Raw genomic sequence first — 24,224 nt, 5'->3', positions numbered from 1 at the left:
GCTGTTCTAAAAAAAAATATAAAAATATTTGCGAAACCGAAAAGTTGCATATATATTTGCAATCAAATGGTTGCTTAATAAGAATTAAAAATGAGAAGAGATGTATTTCAAGCGATAGCTGATCCAACAAGAAGAGCTATTATTACTCTCATTGCCTTGCAAGCAATGACACCTAATGCTATTGCAGAACATTTTGAGACTACACGGCAAGCTGTTTCAAAACATTTAAAAATATTAGCAGAATGTGAGCTAGTAAAGCAGGAACAGCAGGGAAGAGAAATTTATTATAGCCTTGAAATTGACAAAATGAAAGAAATAGACCAATGGTTGGAACAATTTAAAAAGATTTGGGAAACCCGATTCAACCAACTCGATGATTTACTAGAAACAATTAAAAATAATAAAAAATGATGAATAGTAATCTAACATTCGATTTTACTGTAAACAAAGAAACGAATACAGTATATGTGAAAAAAGAATTTGCAGCTAAACCCGATTTGGTTTGGGATGCTTACACTAAACCGGAATTGCTTGATCAATGGTGGGCACCAAAACCTTGGTTGTCCAAAACCAAGTCAATGGAATTTAAAGAAGGTGGACGAAGATTGTATGCTATGTGTGGACCAGAAGGCGAGGAGCATTGGGCATTGGCAGATTTTATTTCTATTACGCCTAAAACTAGTTTCAAATTTTCGGATGCTTTTTGCGATGCAGCAGGAAATCTAAACATTGATATGCCTCGTTCTGACTGGGATGTAGACTTTGTTGATAAAGGAGATTCGACTTTGGTAAATATTACTATCAAACATAAAACCTTAGCCGATTTGGAAAAAATAATTAGTTTTGGCTTTAAAGAAGGCTTTACAATGGCATTAAATAATCTAGACGAAATTTTTGCTAATTCTTAATTAATAAAAATCTAAATATGAAAAATAAAATCATCTTCGTTTTAAGTCTATTATTTGGACTTATGTTTATCAATGCCGGACTTAATAAGTTTTTTTTCTACATGCCTATGCCTGAGAATTTGCCTGAAAAAATGCAAAAAGCTATGAGTGCTTTTAATGAAATTGGCTGGATTATGCCACTTGTTGGAACAGTCGAAGTTTTGGGCGGTTTATTAATCATCCTGCCAAAAACACGAGCATTAGGCGCTTTAATGATTCTGCCTGTTATGGTTGGAATTGTATTAACCAATATTGTGCAAGATACAAGCGGCTTACCATTTGCTTTAGTTTTAAGCGCTATTTTAATTTGTATTATGTATCAGAATAAAGAAAAATATGCGCCTTTGTTTTAAATAAAAATTAATAAAAAAAAAGATTTTAATATGCCGAATTTTAATCCAAATGTAGATGAGTATTTTGCTAAATCAGAAGAATTTGCAATACCCATTATGGAATATTTGCGTAAAATAATTCATGAGACTTGTCCAGAAGTTGAAGAAATAATGAAATGGGGATTGCCACATTTTGATTATAAAGGTGATATGATGTGCATTCTCGGATCATTTAAAAAACATTGTTCATTCAGTCTTTATAAGGCGGAATTAATGAGTGATGCAAAGATAATAGCAAGCGTTGAAGCGGGACAAAAAATGGGATATATGGATAAAATTAAAAGCTTATCTGATTTGCCAGAAGAAAAAAAATTGGTTGCTTATATAAAAGAAGCAATGGCTTTGAATGAAAAAGGAATCAAAAAAATTAAACCAAAATCTGAGCCAAAACAAGCGATTGAAATTCCTGACTATTTTAGTGAAAAACTGGCTTTAAATCCAAAGGCCAAAGAAGTTTTTGAAAACCAATCTCCTTCTTTTCGTAAAGAATATTTAGTTTGGATAATTGATGCAAAAACTGATGCAACCAGACAAAAAAGAATAGAAGAATCGTTAGAATGGATAGCCGAAGGAAAAGGCAGATTTTGGAAATACAAAAAGTAGAATAAGGACCAACTAAACCTAAACATTGACTGTTTAGGTTTTTTTAATTTCGGAGGTTATCTATTTAACATAGTTTGGTGATACAGATGTTTTCCAATAATTGACAATAGTTTTAAGTGCTATTTTGATTTCTTTAATGTATCAGGAGAAAGAAAAGTATTTGCATTTGTTTAAATAAAAAATTAATAATTGAAATAGAAATTATTTATTCAAAAATTATTCAGATTTAAGATATTACTTTGCCTCATAAATTTATCAATATGCGCTATTTTATCTTAATTTTTGTTTTCTTTTTGTCTTTTGCCACTTATTCACAATCTACTAAAAACAAAGGGAAGGTTACTGGAAAGGTAATGGATTCACAAACAAAAGGGCCTGTTGAAATGGCAATTGTCAGTATCTTCAAAGTAGGAGAAACCAAAGCTATTAACGGCATAAGCACAAATAAAAATGGGGGTTTTGCGATTGATAATCTTCCTAACGGAACTTACAGCATCACTATAGATTTTATCGGTTACAATAAAAAAGTTTTTGATACTGTCGATATTACTGCAAGCACGGCGGTTGTGAATTTGGGAACTGTTTTTCTGTCCCCATCTACAAACGAGCTTGATGAAGTAAAAGTAGTTTTGAAAAAAGCTACGATTCAAAACAAAATTGACAAAATGGTGTACAGTCCTGCTAATGACCTGACAAGCCAAGGAGGAGTTGCCACCGATGTTTTGAAAAATGTTCCAATGGTCAGTGTTGATATTGATGGAAAAATTGAGTTACAGGGAAATTCCAGTATTCGTTTTTTAATTAATGGAAAACCTTCCAGTATGTTTGGTGCAAGCATTACAGATGCCCTGCAAACCATACCTGCTGATCAGATAAAAAGCATTGAGGTTATTACCAGTCCCGGAGCCAAATATGATGCGGCAGGCACAGGAGGAATTATAAATATTATTCTAAAAGACAATAAAGTTGAAGGAATCAACAGCAGCATTAATCTGTCGGCTGGAACACGTTTGGAGAACGGATCGTTTAATTTGAATGCACGTCGAGGCAATTTCGGCGCAGGCATTTATTTTAGCGGCAACAAACAATTAGAGACAGAAACAAAAAGTTCCAGTGATCGAATATCTTATAATGACACTAGAGACACCATTAACAGACTGTATCAAAGCGGAATAAATCCCTTTACAAGAAGCGGTTACCGAACAGGAGTTAATTTAAATTGGAGTATAAGCCCGAAAGACGAATTGACAGCAACTCTGGGGTATGATTCCTTTACAAATAACTCAACGGGAATGACCCAGCAAAATCAGACTTCCTCTTTGGCTGACGGGACGATTTTTTCCCAGATTATCAGTGACAGAAATTCTACCAGTAATATGAAAGAGAATGCGACAGATTGGAGTTTAGAATATAAAAAGACTTTTGAAAAAGAAGATCAGGAATTGAATTTTCAGGTTACATCCAGCAATGGTAAAACCTCAATGAATTCTGGTAATAAAACTAGTTATGAAAATTATATTTATCCCGTATCAGGACTTAGAAACAACAATCCGGGAAAAGATCATCAGGTACAATTAGCTTTAGATTATGTACAGCCAGTAGCTGAAGATTTTATTATTGAAATGGGAGCGAAAACAGAATTTGAAAATTTAGAAAATAACGTGGTTACCGACACATTGAATGTTGATGGTTCGTATATAAACAATAAAGGGCAAACTTACGGATTCAATTATAAGCGCAATATTTATGCAGCTTATATCTCAAGCTCTTTTGCTTTATTCAACAGTTTTTTAATTGGTAAGGCTGGTCTGCGATATGAACGTACCAATACCATGGCAGATTTTGTAGGAGTGACTATACCGGATTACAACACTTTTGCTCCGTCTTTTACAATTCAGCACAAGTTTAGCAAAGATGAGTCTATAAAATTTGCATATAGTTATCGCATTGAAAGACCGGATTATGAGGATTTAAATCCATTTTTTAATATTAGTGACCCGCACAATATTAGTACAGGAAATCCTTTTCTGAAACCAGAAATAGGCAATCGATATGAATTGGGTTACAGTAAAAATTTCAGCAAAGGAACAAATATCTATTTTTCAGGATACTACCGCTACAATACGGATGACATACAAACCATGACTACATTTGAACCATTACTGACTATTGGAGGTACTGATTATACTGATGTGACTCTGACTAGACGTTACAATATTGGTTCTGAAACCACTATCGGAGCCAGTATTTTTGGAGCAGTTTCCATTGGCGACAAACTAAGCATCAAATCTAACTTTGATTGCGGAAACAGAACCAACAGCACGCCAGGTCTGGAGAGTGTTACCAGTTTTATTTATAGAGCCAATTTAAATTTAAGTTATACGTTTAGTCCAACCATGATGGGAGAAATATCAGGAAATTACCGTTCTTCTCAAAAAATCCTGCAAGGGGAGCGTCCAGCATCTTACTTCTACAATTTGGCATTGAGAAAACAGTTTTTTAATAAAAATGCAAGTGTAGGGATTACGATGGCCAATCCTTTTAGTAAATACATGACTCAAAAATCAAAAAGTTATGGCGAAAATTACGATCAGATAAACATCAAGGAAATTCCTGTTCAGTCTTTCGGTATTTCTTTTAGTTATAAATTTGGAAAACTCGAATTCAAAAAAGGAGAAAATGAGCAAAATGGACCGCAGGAACCAAACGTGCAATAACCTGATCCAGATAATTGTTTTTTGAAGTAGAAAGATTTGCTGCCTGTTCGCTATTGTTCAGGTGGCTTTTTGTTTTTAGAGAAAACCAACAAGCCTCATAACAGCACCCTACCTTTCATCAAATAATTTAAAGTATAATTTTTTGCATTAAACCAAACCAACTCTCAAAATACAGAATTAATTCAGAATCGTGTCGGTATTTTGTACTGATATTAGAATATTCAAAATGAAATACTTGTGTTTGCTTTCCGTGATATTATCGACTTCTCTTTTAGTCGCTCAAAACAATGTAACCGACACTATTGTCGTAAAAGACAGTGTGAAAAATTTAAGGTTTAATTACAAACAATTGATCATTCCCACTATATTAATTGGCTATGGTATTATTGGACTTAATAGTGATCAACTCAAAGGATATAATCTTGATGTTCAGGATGAAGTAACTGAAAATATCGATAAGAAATTTTCGATAGATGATATTATGCAATACGCACCTGCAGCCGCTGTTTATGGTTTAAATGCATGTGGCGTTGAAGGAAAAAATAATCTGAAAGACCGATCAATTATTCTGGCAAGTTCATACCTTATGATGAGTGTTACAGTTTTGGCTTTAAAAAGCATTACAAAGGTCGAAAGACCCGATGGTTCTTCGAATAATTCATTTCCTTCGGGACATACAGCAACTGCTTTTGCCGGAGCTGAATTCATGTACCAAGAATACAAAGATAAATCCATTTGGTACGGAATAAGCGGCTATGTTGTGGCTACTGCAACAGGTGCTTTTAGAGTTGTAAACAATAGACATTGGGTTACCGATGTGGTTGCTGGAGCTGGAATCGGGATACTAACTACTAAAGCTGCTTATTGGATGTATCCGTATTTGAACAAGAAAGTTTTTACTAAAAAAGAAAAAGAAAAAGAAAAGAAAGTTTCTTCGATGGTACTTCCTTACTACAATGGAAAGCAAATGGGTTGCGGCTTAGTAATGCAATTTTGATTTCATTAATAAACAACAAATAAAAATGAAACATTTACCCCAAATAAATAGTTTTTATTGGGCATTAATTATTAGTGCCAATACAATGGGAGAAACCGCGGGTGACTTAATCTCACAAACATTTAATTTAGGTTATGGTGGTGGGACAATTGTTTTACTTGCATTCTTTTTTATTGCGTTGGCAATTTCAATTGGTTCAAAAAATCAAAAACTACTTTTATATTGGATAGTAGTAACTTTGGCAAGTACAGTTGGAACAACAATTTCAGATTTCATAAGTAGGTCATTCTTTCATTTACAATTAGGGTTTACAGAAAATCAGGGATACACATTCGGTACAATACTATTAGTTGTTCTATTGATATTTACATTTGGCATTTGGAAATATCATTCAAAAACAAACACGATAGAAAACGGGCTAAATAAACGAACTGAATTTTTATACTGGATAGCAATCTTAACCTCAAGTACATTAGGAACTGCTTTTGGAGATTTATTGGCACATAACACACCATTAGGTTTTGACGGAGGAACTTTACTTTTATTAATACTTCTTATTTTTGTTATTGGACTTGTCTATTTGACAAAAATATCAAGAGAGTTTTTGTATTGGTTAGCAATCATTTTGACTCACCCAATTGGTGCTACAATGGGCGACTATTTGACAAAACCAGAAGGCATGAATTTGGGTAATATACATGCCTGTTTGGTATTAGTTGTTGTATTTATAGTAGTTATTGTCACAGGACAATTGACAAAAAAACAATTAGCTTAAATAAAAAAACTCCACTAATTTATTTATAAAAGTGAAGCATTTTTACTAAATTAGAACTGTAAATTTTTAAAATTTATAACTATATCCAAATCGTATTACTTGAGTTTCGTAGTAATCTTTACTAGTGTAACTAAAACCTTCTCCCTGAATTTCTTTTTGTATTACTAGTGTATTAAAGATATCCGTTGCATTTAGAAAAACTTCCCCTTTTCCTTTTTGAACTGTTTTTTTGATTCCTAGATCAACAGAAAATCTCGAATCTATTTTTCCTTGCGGGATAATATCTGGAGCAAGATAAATAACCGATACCTGACCTTTTACCGTTTTATTTAGTTGGAGGCTATTGTTCCATTTTAAATTTCCAGATACCATTTGCTGACGTTCGCCATAATAAGTGCTTGGAACAGGATATAAATTGGTTACAGTAAAAGCATCTATCGTATTTTGATACAGGTTTCCGTTTATATTGAAAGAATACCAAGGGTTTATTTCTTTTGAATATACCATTTCAACTCCCATAGATGTGCTTTTATCTGCATTTTGGAATACATTATAAATAAGTTTGCTGTCAGGGACAGTTGTAGCAATACGAGATATAGTTCCGTTTACGATTCTATAATAAAGGGAAGATGTAAAATAACCTTTTTCTAAATTTCGTTTATAACCTATTTCAAATGCATTCGTAAATTGTGGGCGAAGTCCTGGATTCCCTACTTTTATAATTTCGGCATCATCGTATTTAGGAAAAATACGAATATCTACTTCATTAGGTCTGTCCACTCTACGGTTGTAAAAAGCGGTTATTTTATTTTGATCATTTATTTTATAGCCAAATCGTAGGTTGGGAAAGGGTTCGGTGTAATTGTAACCATCACTTTTATAAGTAGGGTGATTTGGATTTACTTCATATTTTAGGTTTACATATTCCAGACGAAGTCCCAGTTCAGCTTCAATTGTATTCGTTTCATAAATGTAATTGGAATACAGCGCAGGAATGATTTCTTTATAAGTGGCCCAACCGCCAGCATTTTTGTCAATAGGAGAATTTTCTCCTGAGAAAAACTGCATATTGGTCGGGATTTCTCTGTTTCTAAATTTAAGACCTGTTTCAAAACGACCATATTTTAAAGGCTGAATATAATCGAAATTTACATCAACCACTTTTTCATCAGACAGGAGCTTAAAAGCATCTTTGCCTGTGAAAGTGAGCATGATATTATCAAAGAAGTATTTTTCATCTTCTCTGTGGTATGTATAATTGATTCCGGCATTCAATTTATGTCCCGCTTCTTTAAATTTATGTTCAAAAGAAACACTTGCCATAACGGTTGTTTTAAGTTCGTCTTCTAAGAATTGCCAAAGGCGCAGACGCTGAGAATAATCTTCATTAAAGAAAGGTTCTTCTCCGTGATCTATAATTTTTTCACTGCCAAAAAGCCCCGAAAAAGCAAAAGTATTTTGTTCATTATAATTCCAGTCGATACCCGTTTTAAGGGTTGTGAAATGAGTATCACGGTTTCTTTTAGTCTGCTGATTGATAACAATTCCATCGTCATAAGTCCTCGTTACAAATTCGTTTTTATTAAGCGTTTCTGTGTAGAGATAATCGGCTTGTAAATAGGTGTTTATTTTGTTCTTTCTATAGTTTAGCGACAGCGAAGGATTTATTTTTGGCGTGACTTGATATTGAGGGCTAATTGTTGGTAAATTTTCTTTACGTACCCATAGCGCACCATAACCAGAGCTGATTCCTATTTTACCATTAAAACCATCTTGTTTGTTTTTCTTGTAAATGATGTTGATGATTCCTGCGTTTCCATTAGCATCAAATTTAGCTGATGGATTATTTATAATTTCTATTTTTTCAATGGCAGATGCCGGAATATTATCCAAACCCGATTGATTTCCAAAACCAGTCAAGGCAGTTTGTTTTCCGTCTATTAGCACCATTACTTTATCATTACCTCGGAGTTGTACTTTACCATCGTGCATAGTAACACCAGGTAAATTTTGCATGGATTGTAAAACAGATCCGCCGCTTTGAGTAATATTGTCGGCAACAGAAAAAACTTTCTTATCCATTTTTGCACTTCCTTCTTGAGTTTTGGTGTTTACTATTATTTCAGATAATATGGTACTATCTTCTTCAAGATTTATACTATGTAAATCAAGAAAGGCAGACAGGTTTCCAACAAATATTTTTTGCACTATCGTTTTATATCCTGTTGCGCTGACTTCTAATGTATAATTTCCAGAAGGCACAGCAGAAAAGTTAAACCGACCTTCTTCATTACTTATAGTTCCAAAAATATTTTTTTGTTCTTTGGCTGATTTTAAAACAACATTCGCATACGGAATGGTACTTTTGGAAGTATTGTTTTTGATTAATCCGGAGATAGTTGCTGTATTGGTTTGTGCTATTCCATTAAAAAAAATCATTAACAGAAAGAATAGTGGTAGCGTTATTTTTAATTTCATTTTAAAGAAGTACTATTATTTAATAATAAAGAATAGTACAAATTTCAAAATTGATTTTGTAGTAAGTTTGAATTTTTAGAATTGAACGCTAAAACAATGCAATTGGTTATCAAAAGTATAATTGATTTCCCATTGATTGATTTCCGTTATTTTTTTTATGATGGCCAAACCAAGTCCATTTCCTTGTGAAGAAGGATTTATTTTAGAAAATCGGTTAAATAGTTTCTCGATTGTTAATGGTGTTTGCTGTCCCGTATTCAAAAAAATCAACTTACCGTCTTTTATTTTAATGATTATTGTTCCATTTTTTTCGTTGTGACGAATGGCATTCAGAAACAAATTATTGATTAAGACTTCTGTTAAGGCAGGATTTCCTGTAATCTTAAGTTCAGTATTGAATTCGGTAGTGATGGTAATGTTTTTGGCTTTGGCTTGTTCAATAAAAAAGTCAAGATGTTTTTCGATGTAGTCATTCAAAACGAAAGTGCTTTTCTCAAGATAGTTTCCACTATCAATTTTAGAAAGCAACAAAAGGTTTTTGTTAAGTCTGTTGAGTCTGGAAACATCATTATTCAATGAACTTAATACAGAAAGTTGTTCTTTATTTAACTCCAATTGGAGTAAAGTATCAATTTTGGTTTGAAATAAAGCCAGAGGCGTTTGTAGTTCGTGCGCTGCATTTTCTACGAATTCTCTTTGACTTTTATATATGGCAGTGTTTTTTTCAATAAGCTGTTCAAGGCTTTTGTTCAGTTGATTAAATTCATTTATATCAGTAGGGATAAAATGGGGAGGTTTATTTTTATCGATTTCAAAATCGTGTATTTGACCAAGCGTGTTGTAAAAAGGCTTCCATATTTTTGCAGCAGATGTTTTTGATATCCAAATGATTCCGATAAGCAAAATAACTATAATAAACAGAAACATGGCAGCTATATTTACTACCATTCCTTCCATCTCAACAAGATTTATTTTCTCTATATAAGTATATTTCTTGCCGTTTATAATGACTGGAGCATAAAGTATGCGGAATGGCTCTTTATCTTTAGCAATAGAATCGAATACTCTTTTACCAACAATAGAATCTTTCGTAACGCCCATATCGGGAACAATCATTACATCTTGATTGTATTTGTTCCATAGATTTATATCTTCCTGAGTAAAATCATTATGACTTTCTTTAACAAATGCACCTTTGTGGAAATGCAGGACTTCATCAGTTTCAAAAACATAAAGCATTTGACTAATGTAATAAAATAGGGGTGCCGATACCAACAGTGTAATAACAGCGAATATAAGAAAGCTGCTGGTTGTTTTATGAAGTAGTTTTTTACTCATTTTCCCATTTATATCCTAAACCATACGCTGTTTTGATGTAGTCACCACTTCCTGCAGCGTGAAGCTTCTTTTTTAGATTTTTAACATGTGCATATATAAAATCATGATTGTCAAGCATATCTGCCATATCTCCTGAAAGGTGTTCAGCAATAGCACCTTTGGACAAAACTTTATTATTGTTGCCAATTAAAAACAGTAGTAAATCTATTTCTTTTTTGGTTAAATCCAGTTTTTTATTGTTGACAGTTACTGTTTTAGATAAAATATCAATACTAATTTCATTAAAAATAATGTTGTTATTTCCTTGAAAGTTTTTGCGACGAATGAGTGCCTGCATTCGGACTAAGAGTTCCGAAAGATGAAATGGTTTTGTTAGAAAATCATCGGCACCAAGATTGAAACCTTCAATGCGGGTATCTAGAGTTTCTTTTGCCGATATAATGATAACGCCTTCTGTTTTGTTTTTGCTTTTTAATTCTTTTAGAATATCAAAGCCGTCGCCATCGGGCAGCATTAAATCCAATAAAATGCAGTCGTAATCGTAATTATCAATTTTTGTAAGTGCCAATGCGTAATTGCCAGCTGTTTCGCATTGAAAGCCATTGGTTTTAAAATAGTTTTTAATGCTTAGAGCAATTTCCTGCTCATCTTCTATAATTAGAATTTTCATACTGCAATTTACAAATCAATTTTGAAGAAAAACTGAATTTTAATTAAACTTTAAACTCATTTTGATAAAGTAAAATTCACAATAAATAGGAACTTGATTTATAAATTTAGCTCAGATATAACAATTATAGAGAAAGTTTTGATCAAGTGAACTTAGTTAAAATAGTAAAAAGAGTGAATGAAAAACGTTCTTTGTTTCCACAAAAATGAATAAATTTACAGCAATGGAAAAGACTTCAGTTTTCACTCTCACAATGTTGGAAACGTTACGATCTTCGAAATATTAGTATTTTTAAACCAGACTATACTTAGAATAAACTTTTAAAATTTTTATAATTATGATTGCTATTACCGCTATACTAAAAAGCAAAACCGATAATTCCGAGCAAGTTTTATCAATGCTTACTCATTTGGTTACTGAAACCAGAAAAGAACTTGCCTGCATTCGTTATGATTTGCATTATAACGAAAATGAGTTTGTTCTTTGGGAAGAATGGGAAAATCAGGATGGATTAGATTTGCATAATAAAGCACCTCATTTGCTAAATTTCATTGATGAAATTGGTGGTTTAGTAGAAGGTGGGATTCAGATTTATAAAACATTATCTACTTTTTAATTTCTTTTTTTGAAATAAAGCCAAAAGATTGCAAAACGGGGGATGTTAGAATTTCTCAAAACACAAAGAGCACTAGTATTTTTTACTGGTGCTCTTTGTGTTTTATAGAATATGGTATGTCTATTTAAACCTAAATATTTCTAAAATTGCATTCAAATCTATTTAAAAAAAACAAATTGATTTCTAATATTTTCAACTATCGTATGCTTCTATATTCTGAAATTGTCAAATTCAGAACAATATTTTCTCTGTTTTTACTTGTGTTTACTAATCATATCTAGCCATTTTATATCATATTCGGTCAGATGTCAATTTATGAATGGTTATTGCAATTTATGATAATTAAAAATAAAATTAAGGAAGCTACTTTTGTAAAGAATATAAATAGGTCACGATTAAATTAGTTAGCAGCCTATCTAAGTATCCTATTTTACTTAGATAGGCATTTTTTAATGTGTAATTTAAAAAATACAATTGTTTTAAGATAGAATTTACTATCCTATTGTGTTGACAGTCAGATAATTTTTGTTAAGATTAATGTGTTAAATTAGGTGATAATTTGGTTTTTGTTGTTAATTGTCTATCAAGTAAGTGGTTTTACTGTGATAGGCAATTTTTTTAATAAAAATTTAAAAACACAATTTTTAATAGAAAGAATAGTATTTTATTATATTAGTTTTGAATGAAATTGCATAACCGAGATAAATAATATGGGGTTACCAGCAATGATTTTAAAGTAAGTGTAAATTAAAATAAACAGATAAATAAATCAATAATTAAAAACCACATTATGAAGTATCTAAAAAATTTCTTTGCATTTTTTCTTTGCATTACAATGTTTTTCAATGCAACAGCGCAAAAGAAAGAACCAACCAAAGAATTTAATTTTGGTGAAAATACCAATAAAAAATCTGGTATAGCCATAGATAAAGCAGTTGTATATACAGACGCTGTTGGCTACGGATTCGATTTAGAGTCCGATAAAGAGATAACATTTGATAAAAAATCAATATCTGCTAAGAGCCCGTTCTATTTTTCGGCAAAACTTCCTGAAGGGAATTATATTGTTGAAGTAGTTTTGGGCGGGAATAGCAGCGGCGTGACAACTGTAAATGCGGAATCCCGAAGATTGATGGTGCGAGAAATTAAGACCGCTGAAAAAGAAACTAAAACGGAACGTTTTATAGTTAATGTAAGGACAGCAAAATTTGATAAAAATAATAGCATACGTCTTAAGCCTGCTGAACTTAGCGGTTTGAATTGGGACGATAAATTAACCTTAGGTTTTTTGGGAACTCCGATTATTCAAAGTATTAAAATCACAGCTGTTTCAAAAATTAAAACCCTCTATATTGCAGGAGATTCCACGGTTACGGATCAAGACAAGGAACCTTGGGGATCTTGGGGGCAATTTTTCCCTAATTATTTGACTGATGATGTAGTCGTTGCAAATTATGCTTGTTCTGGTTTAGCGCTTAGCTCTTTCAAATCAGGAAATCGATTGGAGAAAATTTTATACTTGATGCAACCGGGGGATTATCTTTTTATTGAGTTTGGACACAATGATGAAAAAGCAAAAGGCGAAGGCAAAGGTGCTTGGGGAGAATATACGACTTTATTGAAAGAATATGTTACAAGAGCAAGAAGTAAAGGTGGAATTCCAGTTTTGATAACTCCAACGCAAAGACGTCATTTTAATACTGATGGAACGTTAAATCCTACTCACGGTGAGTTTCCAGATGCAATGCGAAAAGTGGCTCAAGAGCTGCAAGTTCCTTTAATAGATGTGACTAATATGACCACATCTATGTATGAAAGCTGGGGAGAGAGCCTTTCAAAAAAAGCATTCGTTCAATATCCTGCAAACACTTTTCCAGGGCAAACAAAAACATTGGCAGACAATACACACTTTAATAGTTTTGGTGCCAACGAAGTTGCTAGATGTGTGGTACAGGGTATTAGAGATTTAAAATTGGATATTGCTAAAAATATAAAAACGACTGTTCCTAATTACGACCCAAAAAAACCTAGCCAGCCAAGTGATTGGACAGTACCTATGAGTAACAGATTTGAAATCACTAAACCAGATGGGAATTAAAATTTGAAATACTGAATAAAGCATTATTCAACATTACAGGATAACAAAAAGATTTCGCAGATTTAACGCAGATTCCGCATTAGACTTTATTATAAAGCCTAATGCGGAATTTGCGTTTATAGGAATTCAAATAGAGCTTAATTTGCAATTATTATTTAGGTTTTAGAAAAAAAACAAAAACAATAATGCTTTAAAGTATTGATTTTTAACATTTTGAATTCTAGTGTCTGATTTTGATATGCATTGGCAAGCTATGATAATGGATAATAGGAGGGTAAAATTAATTTTGAATCAATAATTATTGATCATTAAAATTAATAATTATTCAAACTATTAACCATTAAATTATTTATTATGAAAAAACAATTACTTTTTAATTTCTCAAAATCTCTTGTGAGAAAGATGCCTTTTAGAATAGCTGCTTTTGTAGCGTTGACACTTTTAGTTGGACAGTCTACTTTTGCTCAAGGTACATCATATGCATGGGTAGGGGGAACATCTTCTGAATTTACTACCTTTAGTAACTGGAACCCTGCACCAACAGCTTTTGTAGGTGGTTCTAATGGTGATAATTTTACTATCACTGCTACTGGTAGCAATAATAATGAGATAACTAATACAGCTGCAGTTAATTGTAGACAAATAACTATTGCTACAGGAGTAACTTTTATAGCAAATGCGGACATCACAACTAATAAAGCGGCTACAAGTTCGGCTAATGGTACATTAAATATCATTGCAGGTACAAGTAATTTTCCAAAATTTTATACGGGTAATAGCGCAGGATTTTCGGGTATTGTAAATGTTGCAACTGGTGCTATTTTGACAGGAAATGATGTGTGGAGAGTAGGTGCTCTTGGTACATCTCCTGGTACTATTAATATCAATGGCGGTACTTTGACTTTGGGTACAGCAGGTGGGTTGGTTTTAGGATATGCAACTTCAGGAATATTAAATATCAATTCTGGGACAGTAAATGTAAATTATACAGCCTTTACATCATTTGGGATTACTGCCAATGGTCTTGTTACTATCGATAATGGGAGTATGATAATTCCTGGAAATCAGACAGCTGCTGTTCAGACGTTCATTGATGCTGGTAAAATAAAAGCAGTAGCAGGAAAAACAATTTCGCTTGTGTATGATGGTGCAACCAAAACAACAGTTAGTGCAATAATACCAACAACTCTTGGCATTAATGATGTTAAAATTGATGAAAATGCGATTGTGATTTACGCACAAAACGAAAACATCAAAATTCAGTCAGGAAATATAATTTTGTCTGATGTCGTAATATATGATTTAAATGGTCGTTTGGTTGCTAGTAAAAATAACATTGGATCAAATGAAGCTAGCATTGCTGTAAATGGATCGAATAATGTGTATGTGGTTAAAATAACTACTACAGATGGTCGTATTGTGACAAAAAAAATAATTCAATAATAAACTCCATACAGGAACTTAAAAAACGTTCATATAATTGTGAAAATCCCGTTTTTGACGGGATTTTGCATTTTCCAAAAAGTCTTTGAAAGTCTATTTGCTAATTGGTCAGTCGAAATATTTTGATACACCATCTGCGAAGATTTCAATTCATTTGAGGCAGAGTTTAATTTGAATTCGTTTCGTATTAAAAGCAGTTAAAATAATAGCATCTTTTTAATGTAAGGTTGTTTTTTGCTCTTTTTATTATTGTTTTTGAAAAGAATAACATAATCCATGTGAAGGGTAATGTTTTTATTCTTTTTTGAGTTGAGTCTTAAAAAAATATTTTTGCTGTAGAGAAACGAAGAAAGGTTTGAACTGTATATTTTATTCCATCAGAACTTACCCTTTTTTTGTTGTAATTGTTTTGCAATGTGTAGAATATATCTTCAAATAATTAAAACCGTTTTTTTCTCCATCAAAGTGAATCCAATGTTCTTTTCGAAAAGGAAATCTCTTTTTTATAATTACTAATGCTAGATAATATGTAATAAAACCTCTGATTTTACTGAACTAAAATAGGTAAAACGATGACATACCCATTCATAAATACATTCTATAATTCTAGTCATAGTCTCTTGAAATTTTTATTTAAGGAAAAATAAAGTAATAAAAATTCTATATTCGTAATAAATAATAAAATAGTCCATTTGTTTCGATATATAATCCATTTTAAAATAAATTGTTAAATGTATTTTTGTTTTATTAATTAATTTAACCTCAATTCTATTTTTATGGAAGACCAAAATAAACAATTCAATAATTTCTATCTATTTGCCATCTCCATGGTTTCTGCCATGGGCGGATTGCTTTTCGGTTATGACTGGGTAGTTATTGGCGGTGCAAAACCTTTTTACGAACGTTTTTTTGACATAGCAACATTGGCAAACTTGCAAGCTTGGGCCATGAGTTCTGCTTTGGTCGGCTGTATTTTGGGTGCAGTTGTATCTGGTGTAATCAGTGATAAGTTTGGTCGAAAATGGCCATTGTTGCTTTCTGCTTTCCTATTTACAGTGGCTTCAGTTGGTACGGGATTAGCTTCAACCTATGTTGTATTTGTTTCTTTTAGGATAATTGGTGGTGTGGGTATCGGACTTGCTTCAGCTCTTTCGCCAATGTATATTGCCGAGGTGGCTCCATCTCATTTGAGAGGGCGTTTTGTTTCACTTAATCAAATGACTCTTGTTATAGGTATACTTGCCGCACAGATTGTTAACTTACTTATTGCCGAAAAAGTTCCGGCAGGAGTAACAGATGAATTCATTCGTAATTCATGGAATGGACAAATGGGCTGGCGTTGGATGTTTTATGCCTGTGCAGTACCTTCGGTTGTGTTTCTTATACTGGCATTTACGCTTCCTGAAAGTCCACGTTGGTTAATGAAAGCTGGTAAACAAGAAAAAGCGTTTCCTACATTGAACAAGATTGGAGGTGAAGCTTATGCTCGTGAAGAAATGGCTAATATTCAAGCTACTTTAGATGATGTTTCTGAAAAAATAGATTTCAAGGCTCTTTTCAATCCTAAATTCCGTAATGTACTTGTTATTGGTGTTGTAGTAGCCGTTTTCCAACAATGGTGTGGTATCAATACCGTTTTTAATTATGCTGAAGAAATTTTTACAGCCGCAGGTTACGGCGTAAGCGACACCTTGTTCAATATTGTGATTACCGGAACAGTAAATTTAGTATTTACATTGGTTGCAATGTTTACAGTTGACAAATGGGGACGCAAAAAATTGATGGTTTTTGGAGCAGCAGGCTTAGCCCTGACTTATTTACTTTTAGGAAGTGCGTTTTATTTTGAATTAAAAGGTGTAGCAGTTCTTTCATTAGTGGTAGTTGCTATTGCTATTTATGCCATGTCATTGGCACCGATAACTTGGGTAATTCTATCCGAGATTTTTCCTAATAGAGTGCGTGGAGCCGCAATGGCTTTGGCTACTTTTGCTTTATGGATTGCTTGTTTTATTCTGACCTATACTTTTCCATTACTTAATAAATCGTTTGGTGCGGCGGGAACATTCTGGGTGTATGCAGTAATATGCGTGCTTGGATTTGTATTTGTGCTTATAAAATTACCTGAAACAAAAGGAAAAACATTGGAAGAGATTGAGAATGAATTAGTGAAATAATATTTTCTATTCTTTTGAGAAAAGTAGCCAAAATATATAAGTTTTTAAGATGTACATCAGTCTAAAGGCGATGTAGCATCTAATAACTTTAGCCCAAATAATAAAGCGGAATAATATACATTGCAATTGTATATTATTCCGCTTTATTATTTGGGCTATTTTTATGCAAATATCAATTATGCAGCACTTACTTTAATTAATAAATTGGTCACCGATGTCACAGACTCCACTGATCTACAAAGGGCTCTATTTATGTTCTGCTTTTTACATTAATAAACAATCTGTTTTATCAGTCAAATCCGTGGCCAATGCCTTTGTTTTTAATCCGAGCTTTGTTTTTTCTCACGAAGGCGCAGAGACGTTAAAAATGAAAACATAATACAAGTGATATCTGTTTATAGTTCATATTAAGTTCTTCATAATAAGTATCAAGAATTATTGTTAGTTAAATAAAAGCTTTTTTAATGGAGCTGCTTTTTAATGATTTTTTATCAGCAAGATATCATCCACTTGACAAAAAGCATTGGCTGTACCTTCTGCCAAGAAACCGATTTCAACTTTTCCACCTTTGATAACAACATTTGTTATGCTAATTGTGTACCAAGATGGGTTTTCATTCTTAATGCTGTAATTGAATTTGCTTTTATTGCTTATAGCATACATTTCTAAATTAGTAAAACCACCACTGTTTTTAACTTTTGCAGACATTGTATATACTCCATCTGTCAGTTTCACATAAGGAGAAGAGGAGATGGTTTGGGATATTTTTCGCTTAAAATTAACTTTATCGCTGATATTCAGGCTTTTTTCACCTATTACAATCTTTCTGTCGCTTTCAGTATTATAATAGTTTAGTACTGGGGAATTAGGGTCAAGTCCAATTTTATTCCCTTCAATTATCTGAGTAGACCAGCCTGTTAACTGTGTTTGTACTGGTTTCGCTTGGCTGGGAATATACTTGCGGTCTGCTTCAAAGCTTCCGTTTTTTACATAATTGTTGTCTTCGGCTACATTCCATGTACCTGTTTTGGCATCAAGATTCCAAGAACCAAGGGAATTAAAATAAGGCGTCTTTCCGTTAAATGAAAGTGGGAACCATTGGTTGTATCCTAAACCATTCCCTGCAAAATCAGCCCATCTGTCTCCACAATAAACCACAGTTTCCTGTTTACTGCCTTTAACATTAATAAAAAATCCTGTTTGAGTAACATGTGCATAATCTTCTGAAGCACCATCCATAATCAACATTTGATTAGTTGGCAGGTAGGGTCCTCTAATGTCATCGGCCACTAAATAATAGGCATGAGAAGAATCCCAACCGTATATATTGGACGCAAACATATAATACTTGTTGTTGTACTTGAACATACAATTGCCTTCACGGCTTTCTCCTTTAAAAATCTGCGTGCAGTCTAACAGATTCACTTTTCCGTCTTTTACGCCAATTTCTGAAACATATATTTTGCTTCGTCCTTTTCCATAAGAATAAACAAGATAAGATTTGCCTGAATCTTCATCCGTAAATACCGTTTGATCGCCAGTATTGGTGGTTCCAATCATTTCTTCCATGCTTATTTCCTGATGCCAAGTAAATTTCCCTGTCGGCGAATCGGAAACGGCAAACAATACCTTATTACCATGCTGAACAACCATAGTATATTTATTTAACTCTTTAATGTAAGCTACTCCTAAGCGTCCCACCCAGGTCTTACCTTTTTTGTTTGTTTCGTCCTTAGTTAAAACATCTGCCTCAAATTTCCAGTTAACTAAATCAGTGGAAGAATAGCAAGTTACTGATTGAAATGTGGCATCAGGTCTAGTTATAGATGGATTTTTTCGATAACTGTCGGCTTCCTCATATTGAACACCATACCAGTAATATTTTTTTACGCCAGTCGTAGGTTCAATAAATTTAAAGATGCCGCCACCTTGACTGTAAATAGGTTGTCCATCTTTGGTGTCCCAGAATATATCATTTTTTATATTGGTACTTTGTCCATAATTAGGGACAGATATTCCTATGATACAAGCCAGTAACAACACAGTTACATTAAACGAATTATTTTTTATAATTTTCATATTTTGTTTTTATAAAATCAATTAAATATTTAGTGCTTTTTTTAATAATTTTCTATTTTTTTATTCAGGTTTTATCTGTTTTTAAAATCCTTTTTATATTAACGATATTAGAGCTCGCAAATATAAATATCCCTGCTAATCTCGTATAATCATGCTTTGCCATTATCAATCATTTTAGGACACATTAGCTATTAATGGTACTATATAAATTCTGTCGAATGAAAATCGTACTTGCACAATTCTCATTATTCTGAACTTATGGCGAAAGTGTTCAAATGAATGAAGTATAACTGAAAAAAAAACTCAACCCTTTTTCTTTTTTCTATAATCACTCGGAGATTGTCCCATAGTCTTGGTAAATATTCTACTAAAATAAAATGGATCATCAAATCCAACAAGCACGCTAATTTGGTTCATTTTCATATTTGAAAAGTCAATCAAATGACACGCTTCCTGAATTTTCAGATGAATAAGATAATTCAGTGGTGAGTAACCCGTTTTGCGGTGAAATAAGAGTGAGAAATGTGAAGTTGAAAATCCAACATAATCGGCTATTTCTTTCAGAGTAATTCGTTTTCGAACATTTTCGCGCATATAATGAATAGCTTCTTCAGCAACGTCTCGTTGTTGGGTTGCTTGATTAAAATCATTATTTCCTCGATAAGCGCCCAAATATTTTAATGATCCAAGAAAATAAAATAATGAAATGGTACTAAAATCTAAATTGCTTTTACTGTATCCGTTTTTAAGGGTTGCAAATATTTCTTCAAGTAATTTAAATCGCTCTTCAATTCTGGAATTTTTTTCTGCTAAAACTACTAATGGTTTGTCCATACTTTCAGCAAAATAATCCGCTTTTTCTCCATCGAAATGAATCCAATAAATTGTCCATGGTTTGTTACTTTCACTCCCGTAGGAATGTGCTTTTCCTTTTGGTAAAATAAAGACTTGATTTGCCGCTACTTTATGGATTTGATTGTCTATTTCAAACCAACCTTTACCTTCAATGCAATATATCAAAACATATTGTGAAGCTTCAACCGCAGTTCTTTTTCGAAAATGGAAATTCGCATTGGGATAGAAGCCTATGTCCGTAATATAGAGTAAACTTCCCAGCTCACTATTCTTGTATTCATCGATAATAGGATTGGGCAAAATGATAGCACGTTCTCCCGCAAAACCACTTTTAATTTTTGCCATAACTGCAATTGATTTTTAAAGTAACAGCCAAAAATAAAAGAAATTTTCGACATGAGCATAAATAATAATATAGTCCATGTAAATAGTAATATGTTCTATTAAATCAATTCAAGAATTGGTTTTAATTTGTAAAGAAAAAATAAACTTTACTAAAGTTAAATTTTCCTGAAATTATAAATTTCAATTGAGATTAATTAACTGATAATCTTCTTTATAAGTACATCTTGTGATAGTAATTATAATTAATTTCGAAAAGATTACATGGGATTTTAATTTTAATAAAATTCTTATTTTTTTTAATAACATTTTATAAGCAAGTAAACTGCATAAATAAGAGTTTGAAACATTAATATAAAGAATAATAAAAATATAAAATAATGAGTGTAAAAGCCTGGCAAGAGGATGTAATCATTCCAACATATGAAATCGGCAAAGCAGAGAAAAATCCAATATTTCTTGAAAAACGTGTTTATCAAGGAAGTAGTGGGGTAGTTTATCCTTATCCTGTGGTCGAGAAAATTGAAGATGAAAAAACAGACAAGATCTATCGTGCTGTTTATCTGGAAAATGAATATATCAAGGTGATGATTTTACCTGAGTTGGGTGGCCGCGTTCAAATGGCTTATGATAAAATCAAACAACGCCATTTTATTTATTACAATCAGGTGATTAAACCTGCATTGGTTGGGCTTACTGGTCCATGGATTTCGGGCGGAATAGAATTCAACTGGCCGCAACATCACCGTCCGAGTACTTTTTTACCAGTGGATCATACTATTGAAAATAATGCTGATGGCAGTATTACCGTTTGGGTGAGTGAAAACGAGAAAATGTTCCATCAAAAAGGGATGGCTGGATTTACTTTGCATCCTGGAAAAGCGTATTTGGAAATTAAAGGGAAATTATACAATCCAACTCCTGTTCCGCAGACTTTTCTTTGGTGGGCAAACCCAGCTGTTGCGGTAAATGAACATTATCAATCGGTTTTTCCACCGGATGTACATGCGGTTTTTGATCATGGAAAAAGAGATGTATCTACATTCCCAATTGCTACAGGAACTTATTATAAAGTAGATTATTCTGCTGGTGTCGATATTTCAAACTATAAAAACATTCCAGTTCCTACATCATATATGGCCATCAACTCGGATTTTAACTTCGTGGGAGGTTACGAGAATGATACCAAAGCTGGTGTACTGCATGTTGCCAATCATCATATTTCACCAGGAAAAAAACAATGGACTTGGGGGAATGGTGATTTCGGAAAAGCATGGGACAGAAACCTTACTGATGAAGACGGGCCTTACATCGAATTAATGGCAGGAGTTTTTACCGACAACCAACCCGATTTCAGCTGGATGCAGCCTTATGAAGAAAAAACATTTACACAATATTTCCTGCCATATCGCGAACTGGGAGTTGTAAAAAATGCTTCACAGGATTTGCTTTTAAATATCGATAAAGAAGGAGATAAAGCCATTGTGAAGATTTTCGCAACCTCTTTACAAAAAAATGCAAGGATTGTACTCGAAGGCTTTTTCGAAGAAACCTTGGATTTAAGTCCTGAGCAGGTTTATGAACGTGAAATTTCAGTTGGAGACATTGCTGCAATTACTTTAAAGCTATTTGTATATGCAGCAAATGGTAGACAATTATTAAGCATTAAAGCAGAAGAGCAAGAAGGAAAAGAAACTCCTGAAGCTGCAAAACCTGCTTTTTCTCCAGAAGAAACGCCTACATGTGAGCAATTGTATCTTACGGGCTTACATTTAGAACAATACCGTCATGCTACTTACGTTGCCACTGATTATTACTTGGAAGCGTTAAAACGTGACCCCTCAGACGTGAGAAACAACAATGCTATGGGACTTTGGCAGCTTCGACGTGGAAAATTTGCCGAATCTGAAAAGTATTTCAATGTGGCAATCGAAACCCAATTACAACGCAACCCGAATCCATACGATGGCGAGCCACGATACAATCTAGGTCTTGCCCTTCAATACCAAGGTAAAAACAAAGAAGCATACGACGCTTTCTATAAATCGTGCTGGAATGCTGCTATGCAGGATGCTGGATATTTTGGATGCGCACAGATTTCATGTAAAAAGGACAATCTAGACGATGCACTTCATGAAATCGACAAATCGTTGGTACGCAATTGGCATAACCACAAAGCCCGCGCTTTGAAGACAGCTATCTTACGAAAATCAGGAAAAGAAAAAGATGCTTTGACATTAATTGAAGATTCGTTGAAAATCGATTTATTCAATTTTGGATGTCGTTTTGAACATTATCTTATTTCAAATTCTACTGCTGTTTTGGAAGAAATGCATAGATTAATGCGTGGTGAAATCCATAATTATGAAGTCGTTGCATTGGATTATATTGCTGTTGGAATGTACGATGAAGCAATTCAATTGTTGGAAGAAGGAATCAAAGTTTGTCCAACAACTCCAATGACTTATTACTATATGGGTTGGGCATTGAGTTTGGCTAACAAAAATGCTAAAGCCGTGTTTGAGACAGCTGCGAATCATGCTCCTGAATATTGTTTCCCAAATCGCTTGGAAGCAATACTTGCATTGGAAGCGGCACAAAAAATAAATTCAAAAGATTCAAAAGCACCTTATTATTTGGGTAATTTATGGTACGACAAGCGCCAATATCCTGAAGCTATTGCCAGCTGGGAAAAGTCGGTTGAAATTGACGACACATTCCCAACAGTAGTGAGAAATTTGTCTTTGGCTTATTTTAATAAATTACAGCAAGAAGAAAAAGCGTTGCAATATCTTGAGAAAGCATTTGCTTTGGATACCACTGATTCCCGAATCTTGATGGAATTAGACCAATTATACAAACGTCTTTGTAAACCACATGCAGAACGACTGGCATTTTTGGAAAAATACTTCAATCTGGTAATCCAGCGTGATGATGTTTATCTGGAATATGCTACTTTGTGCAATCACCTTGGAAATTATGCGAAAGCGATTGAATTAATTGACAATCGTATTTTTCATCCTTGGGAAGGCGGCGAAGGAAAAGTTCCGGCTCAATACCAAACGGCAAGAGTGGAATTGGCTAAGCAATTTTTGGCTGACAAAAACTTCGAAAAAGCAATCAACTTATTGGAAGAATGTTTAATATATCCACATAATCTCGGAGAAGGAAAACTATCAGGTGCACAAGAAAATGATTTCCATTATTGGTTGGGTTGTGCCTACGAAGGTTTGGGGCAAATGAATGAAGCCCGCAAATACTGGGAATTGGCCAAAGACGGAAATACAGAACCTGCTGCAGCTATATTTTACAATGACCAAAAACCAGATAAAATATTTTATCAGGGATTAGCATTGCTAAAATTAGACTCACAAAATCAAGCCAATATCAGATTCGACAAGTTGATTGCTTTTGGAGAAAAACATTTGAACGAAAAAATAAAACTAGATTATTTTGCTGTATCATTACCTGATTTATTAATCTGGGAGGATGATTTAACTTTCCGAAATAAAATCCATTGTCATTATATGCTTGGTTTGGGATATTTGGGATTAGGTGAAATTGCCAAAGCAAAAACACATTTGCAAGAAGCTTCAAAAATGGATTTAAACCATCAGGGAGTTCAGGTACATGTGTCCTTAATCAATGAATATAAAGAAACTAATCAATTATCTAAATAGTTCCTATTTTATGAAATAAG

General features: G+C 33.2%; 17 protein-coding genes. 12 read left to right on the top strand and 5 right to left on the bottom strand.

What is annotated here, in order from left to right:
* Window positions 1–90 precede the first annotated feature (90 nt).
* The 7 genes from ACUN3A_RS01555 (at window position 91) to ACUN3A_RS01525 (ending at window position 6,431) form a co-directional block, all read left to right on the top strand.
* The gene (locus ACUN3A_RS01555) at window positions 91–411 is read left to right on the top strand and encodes an ArsR/SmtB family transcription factor (RefSeq protein ID WP_445549594.1); all 321 of its coding nucleotides are present in this window, start codon (window positions 91–93) and stop codon (window positions 409–411) included.
* Complete coding sequence (locus ACUN3A_RS01550) at window positions 411–908, top strand: SRPBCC family protein (protein ID WP_445552801.1); 498 nt, start codon at window positions 411–413, stop codon at window positions 906–908. The genes ACUN3A_RS01555 and ACUN3A_RS01550 overlap by 1 nt, the downstream gene beginning before the upstream one ends.
* Window positions 909–925: 17 nt before the next feature.
* A complete protein-coding gene (locus ACUN3A_RS01545) occupies window positions 926–1,300 on the top strand; it encodes a DoxX family protein (RefSeq protein ID WP_445549593.1) in 375 nt (124 codons plus the stop codon).
* Between the two features lie 30 nt (window positions 1,301–1,330).
* Window positions 1,331–1,942 (top strand): YdeI/OmpD-associated family protein, encoded by a 612-nt coding sequence (locus tag ACUN3A_RS01540; protein ID WP_445549592.1) that lies wholly within the window; start codon window positions 1,331–1,333, stop codon window positions 1,940–1,942.
* Between the two features lie 260 nt (window positions 1,943–2,202).
* A complete protein-coding gene (locus ACUN3A_RS01535) occupies window positions 2,203–4,659 on the top strand; it encodes a TonB-dependent receptor domain-containing protein (protein ID WP_445549591.1) in 2,457 nt (818 codons plus the stop codon).
* A gap of 226 nt (window positions 4,660–4,885) precedes the next feature.
* On the top strand, window positions 4,886–5,656 hold the full coding sequence (locus tag ACUN3A_RS01530) for a phosphatase PAP2 family protein (RefSeq protein WP_445549590.1): 771 nt from the start codon (window positions 4,886–4,888) through the stop codon (window positions 5,654–5,656).
* A gap of 25 nt (window positions 5,657–5,681) precedes the next feature.
* Window positions 5,682–6,431 (top strand): hypothetical protein, encoded by a 750-nt coding sequence (locus ACUN3A_RS01525; RefSeq protein WP_445549589.1) that lies wholly within the window; start codon window positions 5,682–5,684, stop codon window positions 6,429–6,431.
* 66 nt (window positions 6,432–6,497) lie between these two features.
* Here the strand turns inward: ACUN3A_RS01525 and ACUN3A_RS01520 are convergent, their stop codons facing one another.
* The 3 genes from ACUN3A_RS01520 to ACUN3A_RS01510 all read right to left on the bottom strand — a co-directional run bounded on the left by ACUN3A_RS01520 (window position 6,498) and on the right by ACUN3A_RS01510 (window position 10,917).
* Window positions 6,498–8,909: a TonB-dependent receptor domain-containing protein gene (locus tag ACUN3A_RS01520; protein WP_445549588.1), complete on the bottom strand. Its 2,412-nt coding sequence runs from the start codon at window positions 8,907–8,909 to the stop codon at window positions 6,498–6,500.
* 75 nt (window positions 8,910–8,984) lie between these two features.
* The gene (locus ACUN3A_RS01515) at window positions 8,985–10,247 is read right to left on the bottom strand and encodes a sensor histidine kinase (protein WP_445549587.1); all 1,263 of its coding nucleotides are present in this window, start codon (window positions 10,245–10,247) and stop codon (window positions 8,985–8,987) included.
* Entirely contained in the window at window positions 10,240–10,917 is a 678-nt protein-coding gene (locus ACUN3A_RS01510; RefSeq protein WP_445549586.1) for a response regulator transcription factor, read from the bottom strand. The genes ACUN3A_RS01515 and ACUN3A_RS01510 overlap by 8 nt, the downstream gene beginning before the upstream one ends.
* Window positions 10,918–11,254: 337 nt before the next feature.
* Between ACUN3A_RS01510 and ACUN3A_RS01505 the strand changes: the two genes are divergently transcribed.
* From ACUN3A_RS01505 to ACUN3A_RS01490, 4 genes are all read left to right on the top strand, one after another.
* Window positions 11,255–11,533 (top strand): putative quinol monooxygenase, encoded by a 279-nt coding sequence (locus ACUN3A_RS01505; RefSeq protein ID WP_445549585.1) that lies wholly within the window; start codon window positions 11,255–11,257, stop codon window positions 11,531–11,533.
* 790 nt (window positions 11,534–12,323) lie between these two features.
* Window positions 12,324–13,631, top strand: a complete 1,308-nt coding sequence (locus ACUN3A_RS01500) for a rhamnogalacturonan acetylesterase (protein ID WP_445549584.1) — start codon at window positions 12,324–12,326, stop codon at window positions 13,629–13,631.
* Window positions 13,632–13,985: 354 nt separating this feature from the next.
* Window positions 13,986–15,074 carry a T9SS sorting signal type C domain-containing protein gene (locus tag ACUN3A_RS01495; RefSeq protein WP_445549583.1) on the top strand — a complete coding sequence of 363 codons (1,089 nt, stop codon included), beginning with the start codon at window positions 13,986–13,988 and terminating at the stop codon, window positions 15,072–15,074.
* A gap of 776 nt (window positions 15,075–15,850) precedes the next feature.
* On the top strand, window positions 15,851–17,248 hold the full coding sequence (locus ACUN3A_RS01490) for a sugar porter family MFS transporter (protein WP_445549582.1): 1,398 nt from the start codon (window positions 15,851–15,853) through the stop codon (window positions 17,246–17,248).
* A 477-nt stretch (window positions 17,249–17,725) separates the two neighbouring features.
* Here ACUN3A_RS01490 and ACUN3A_RS01485 read toward each other — a convergent pair whose 3' ends face one another.
* Both ACUN3A_RS01485 and ACUN3A_RS01480 read right to left on the bottom strand, forming a co-directional pair.
* Complete coding sequence (locus ACUN3A_RS01485) at window positions 17,726–19,327, bottom strand: family 43 glycosylhydrolase (protein ID WP_445549581.1); 1,602 nt, start codon at window positions 19,325–19,327, stop codon at window positions 17,726–17,728.
* Between the two features lie 303 nt (window positions 19,328–19,630).
* Complete coding sequence (locus ACUN3A_RS01480) at window positions 19,631–20,527, bottom strand: AraC family transcriptional regulator (RefSeq protein WP_445549580.1); 897 nt, start codon at window positions 20,525–20,527, stop codon at window positions 19,631–19,633.
* A 377-nt stretch (window positions 20,528–20,904) separates the two neighbouring features.
* Between ACUN3A_RS01480 and ACUN3A_RS01475 the strand changes: the two genes are divergently transcribed.
* Window positions 20,905–24,204 carry a DUF5107 domain-containing protein gene (locus tag ACUN3A_RS01475; protein WP_445549579.1) on the top strand — a complete coding sequence of 1,100 codons (3,300 nt, stop codon included), beginning with the start codon at window positions 20,905–20,907 and terminating at the stop codon, window positions 24,202–24,204.
* The last annotated feature ends 20 nt before the right edge of the window (window positions 24,205–24,224 follow it).

The organism is Flavobacterium sp. WC2509 (genome assembly GCF_052683105.1).
This window is presented reverse-complemented; position numbering and strand designations above follow the sequence as displayed.

What these genes read in the sequence shown, in the direction of transcription:
- ACUN3A_RS01540 (WP_445549592.1), top strand. Translation starts at nt 1,331, where the DNA reads ATGCCGAATTTTAATCCAAATGTAGATGAGTATTTTGCTAAATCAGAA.
- ACUN3A_RS01495 (WP_445549583.1), top strand. Translation starts at nt 13,986, where the DNA reads ATGAAAAAACAATTACTTTTTAATTTCTCAAAATCTCTTGTGAGAAAG.
- ACUN3A_RS01500 (WP_445549584.1), top strand. Translation starts at nt 12,324, where the DNA reads ATGAAGTATCTAAAAAATTTCTTTGCATTTTTTCTTTGCATTACAATG.
- ACUN3A_RS01530 (WP_445549590.1), top strand. Translation starts at nt 4,886, where the DNA reads ATGAAATACTTGTGTTTGCTTTCCGTGATATTATCGACTTCTCTTTTA.
- ACUN3A_RS01535 (WP_445549591.1), top strand. Translation starts at nt 2,203, where the DNA reads ATGCGCTATTTTATCTTAATTTTTGTTTTCTTTTTGTCTTTTGCCACT.
- ACUN3A_RS01505 (WP_445549585.1), top strand. Translation starts at nt 11,255, where the DNA reads ATGATTGCTATTACCGCTATACTAAAAAGCAAAACCGATAATTCCGAG.
- ACUN3A_RS01510 (WP_445549586.1), bottom strand. Translation starts at nt 10,917, where the DNA reads ATGAAAATTCTAATTATAGAAGATGAGCAGGAAATTGCTCTAAGCATT.
- ACUN3A_RS01485 (WP_445549581.1), bottom strand. Translation starts at nt 19,327, where the DNA reads ATGAAAATTATAAAAAATAATTCGTTTAATGTAACTGTGTTGTTACTG.
- ACUN3A_RS01515 (WP_445549587.1), bottom strand. Translation starts at nt 10,247, where the DNA reads ATGAGTAAAAAACTACTTCATAAAACAACCAGCAGCTTTCTTATATTC.
- ACUN3A_RS01490 (WP_445549582.1), top strand. Translation starts at nt 15,851, where the DNA reads ATGGAAGACCAAAATAAACAATTCAATAATTTCTATCTATTTGCCATC.
- ACUN3A_RS01480 (WP_445549580.1), bottom strand. Translation starts at nt 20,527, where the DNA reads ATGGCAAAAATTAAAAGTGGTTTTGCGGGAGAACGTGCTATCATTTTG.
- ACUN3A_RS01555 (WP_445549594.1), top strand. Translation starts at nt 91, where the DNA reads ATGAGAAGAGATGTATTTCAAGCGATAGCTGATCCAACAAGAAGAGCT.
- ACUN3A_RS01525 (WP_445549589.1), top strand. Translation starts at nt 5,682, where the DNA reads ATGAAACATTTACCCCAAATAAATAGTTTTTATTGGGCATTAATTATT.
- ACUN3A_RS01520 (WP_445549588.1), bottom strand. Translation starts at nt 8,909, where the DNA reads ATGAAATTAAAAATAACGCTACCACTATTCTTTCTGTTAATGATTTTT.
- ACUN3A_RS01475 (WP_445549579.1), top strand. Translation starts at nt 20,905, where the DNA reads ATGAGTGTAAAAGCCTGGCAAGAGGATGTAATCATTCCAACATATGAA.
- ACUN3A_RS01550 (WP_445552801.1), top strand. Translation starts at nt 411, where the DNA reads ATGAATAGTAATCTAACATTCGATTTTACTGTAAACAAAGAAACGAAT.
- ACUN3A_RS01545 (WP_445549593.1), top strand. Translation starts at nt 926, where the DNA reads ATGAAAAATAAAATCATCTTCGTTTTAAGTCTATTATTTGGACTTATG.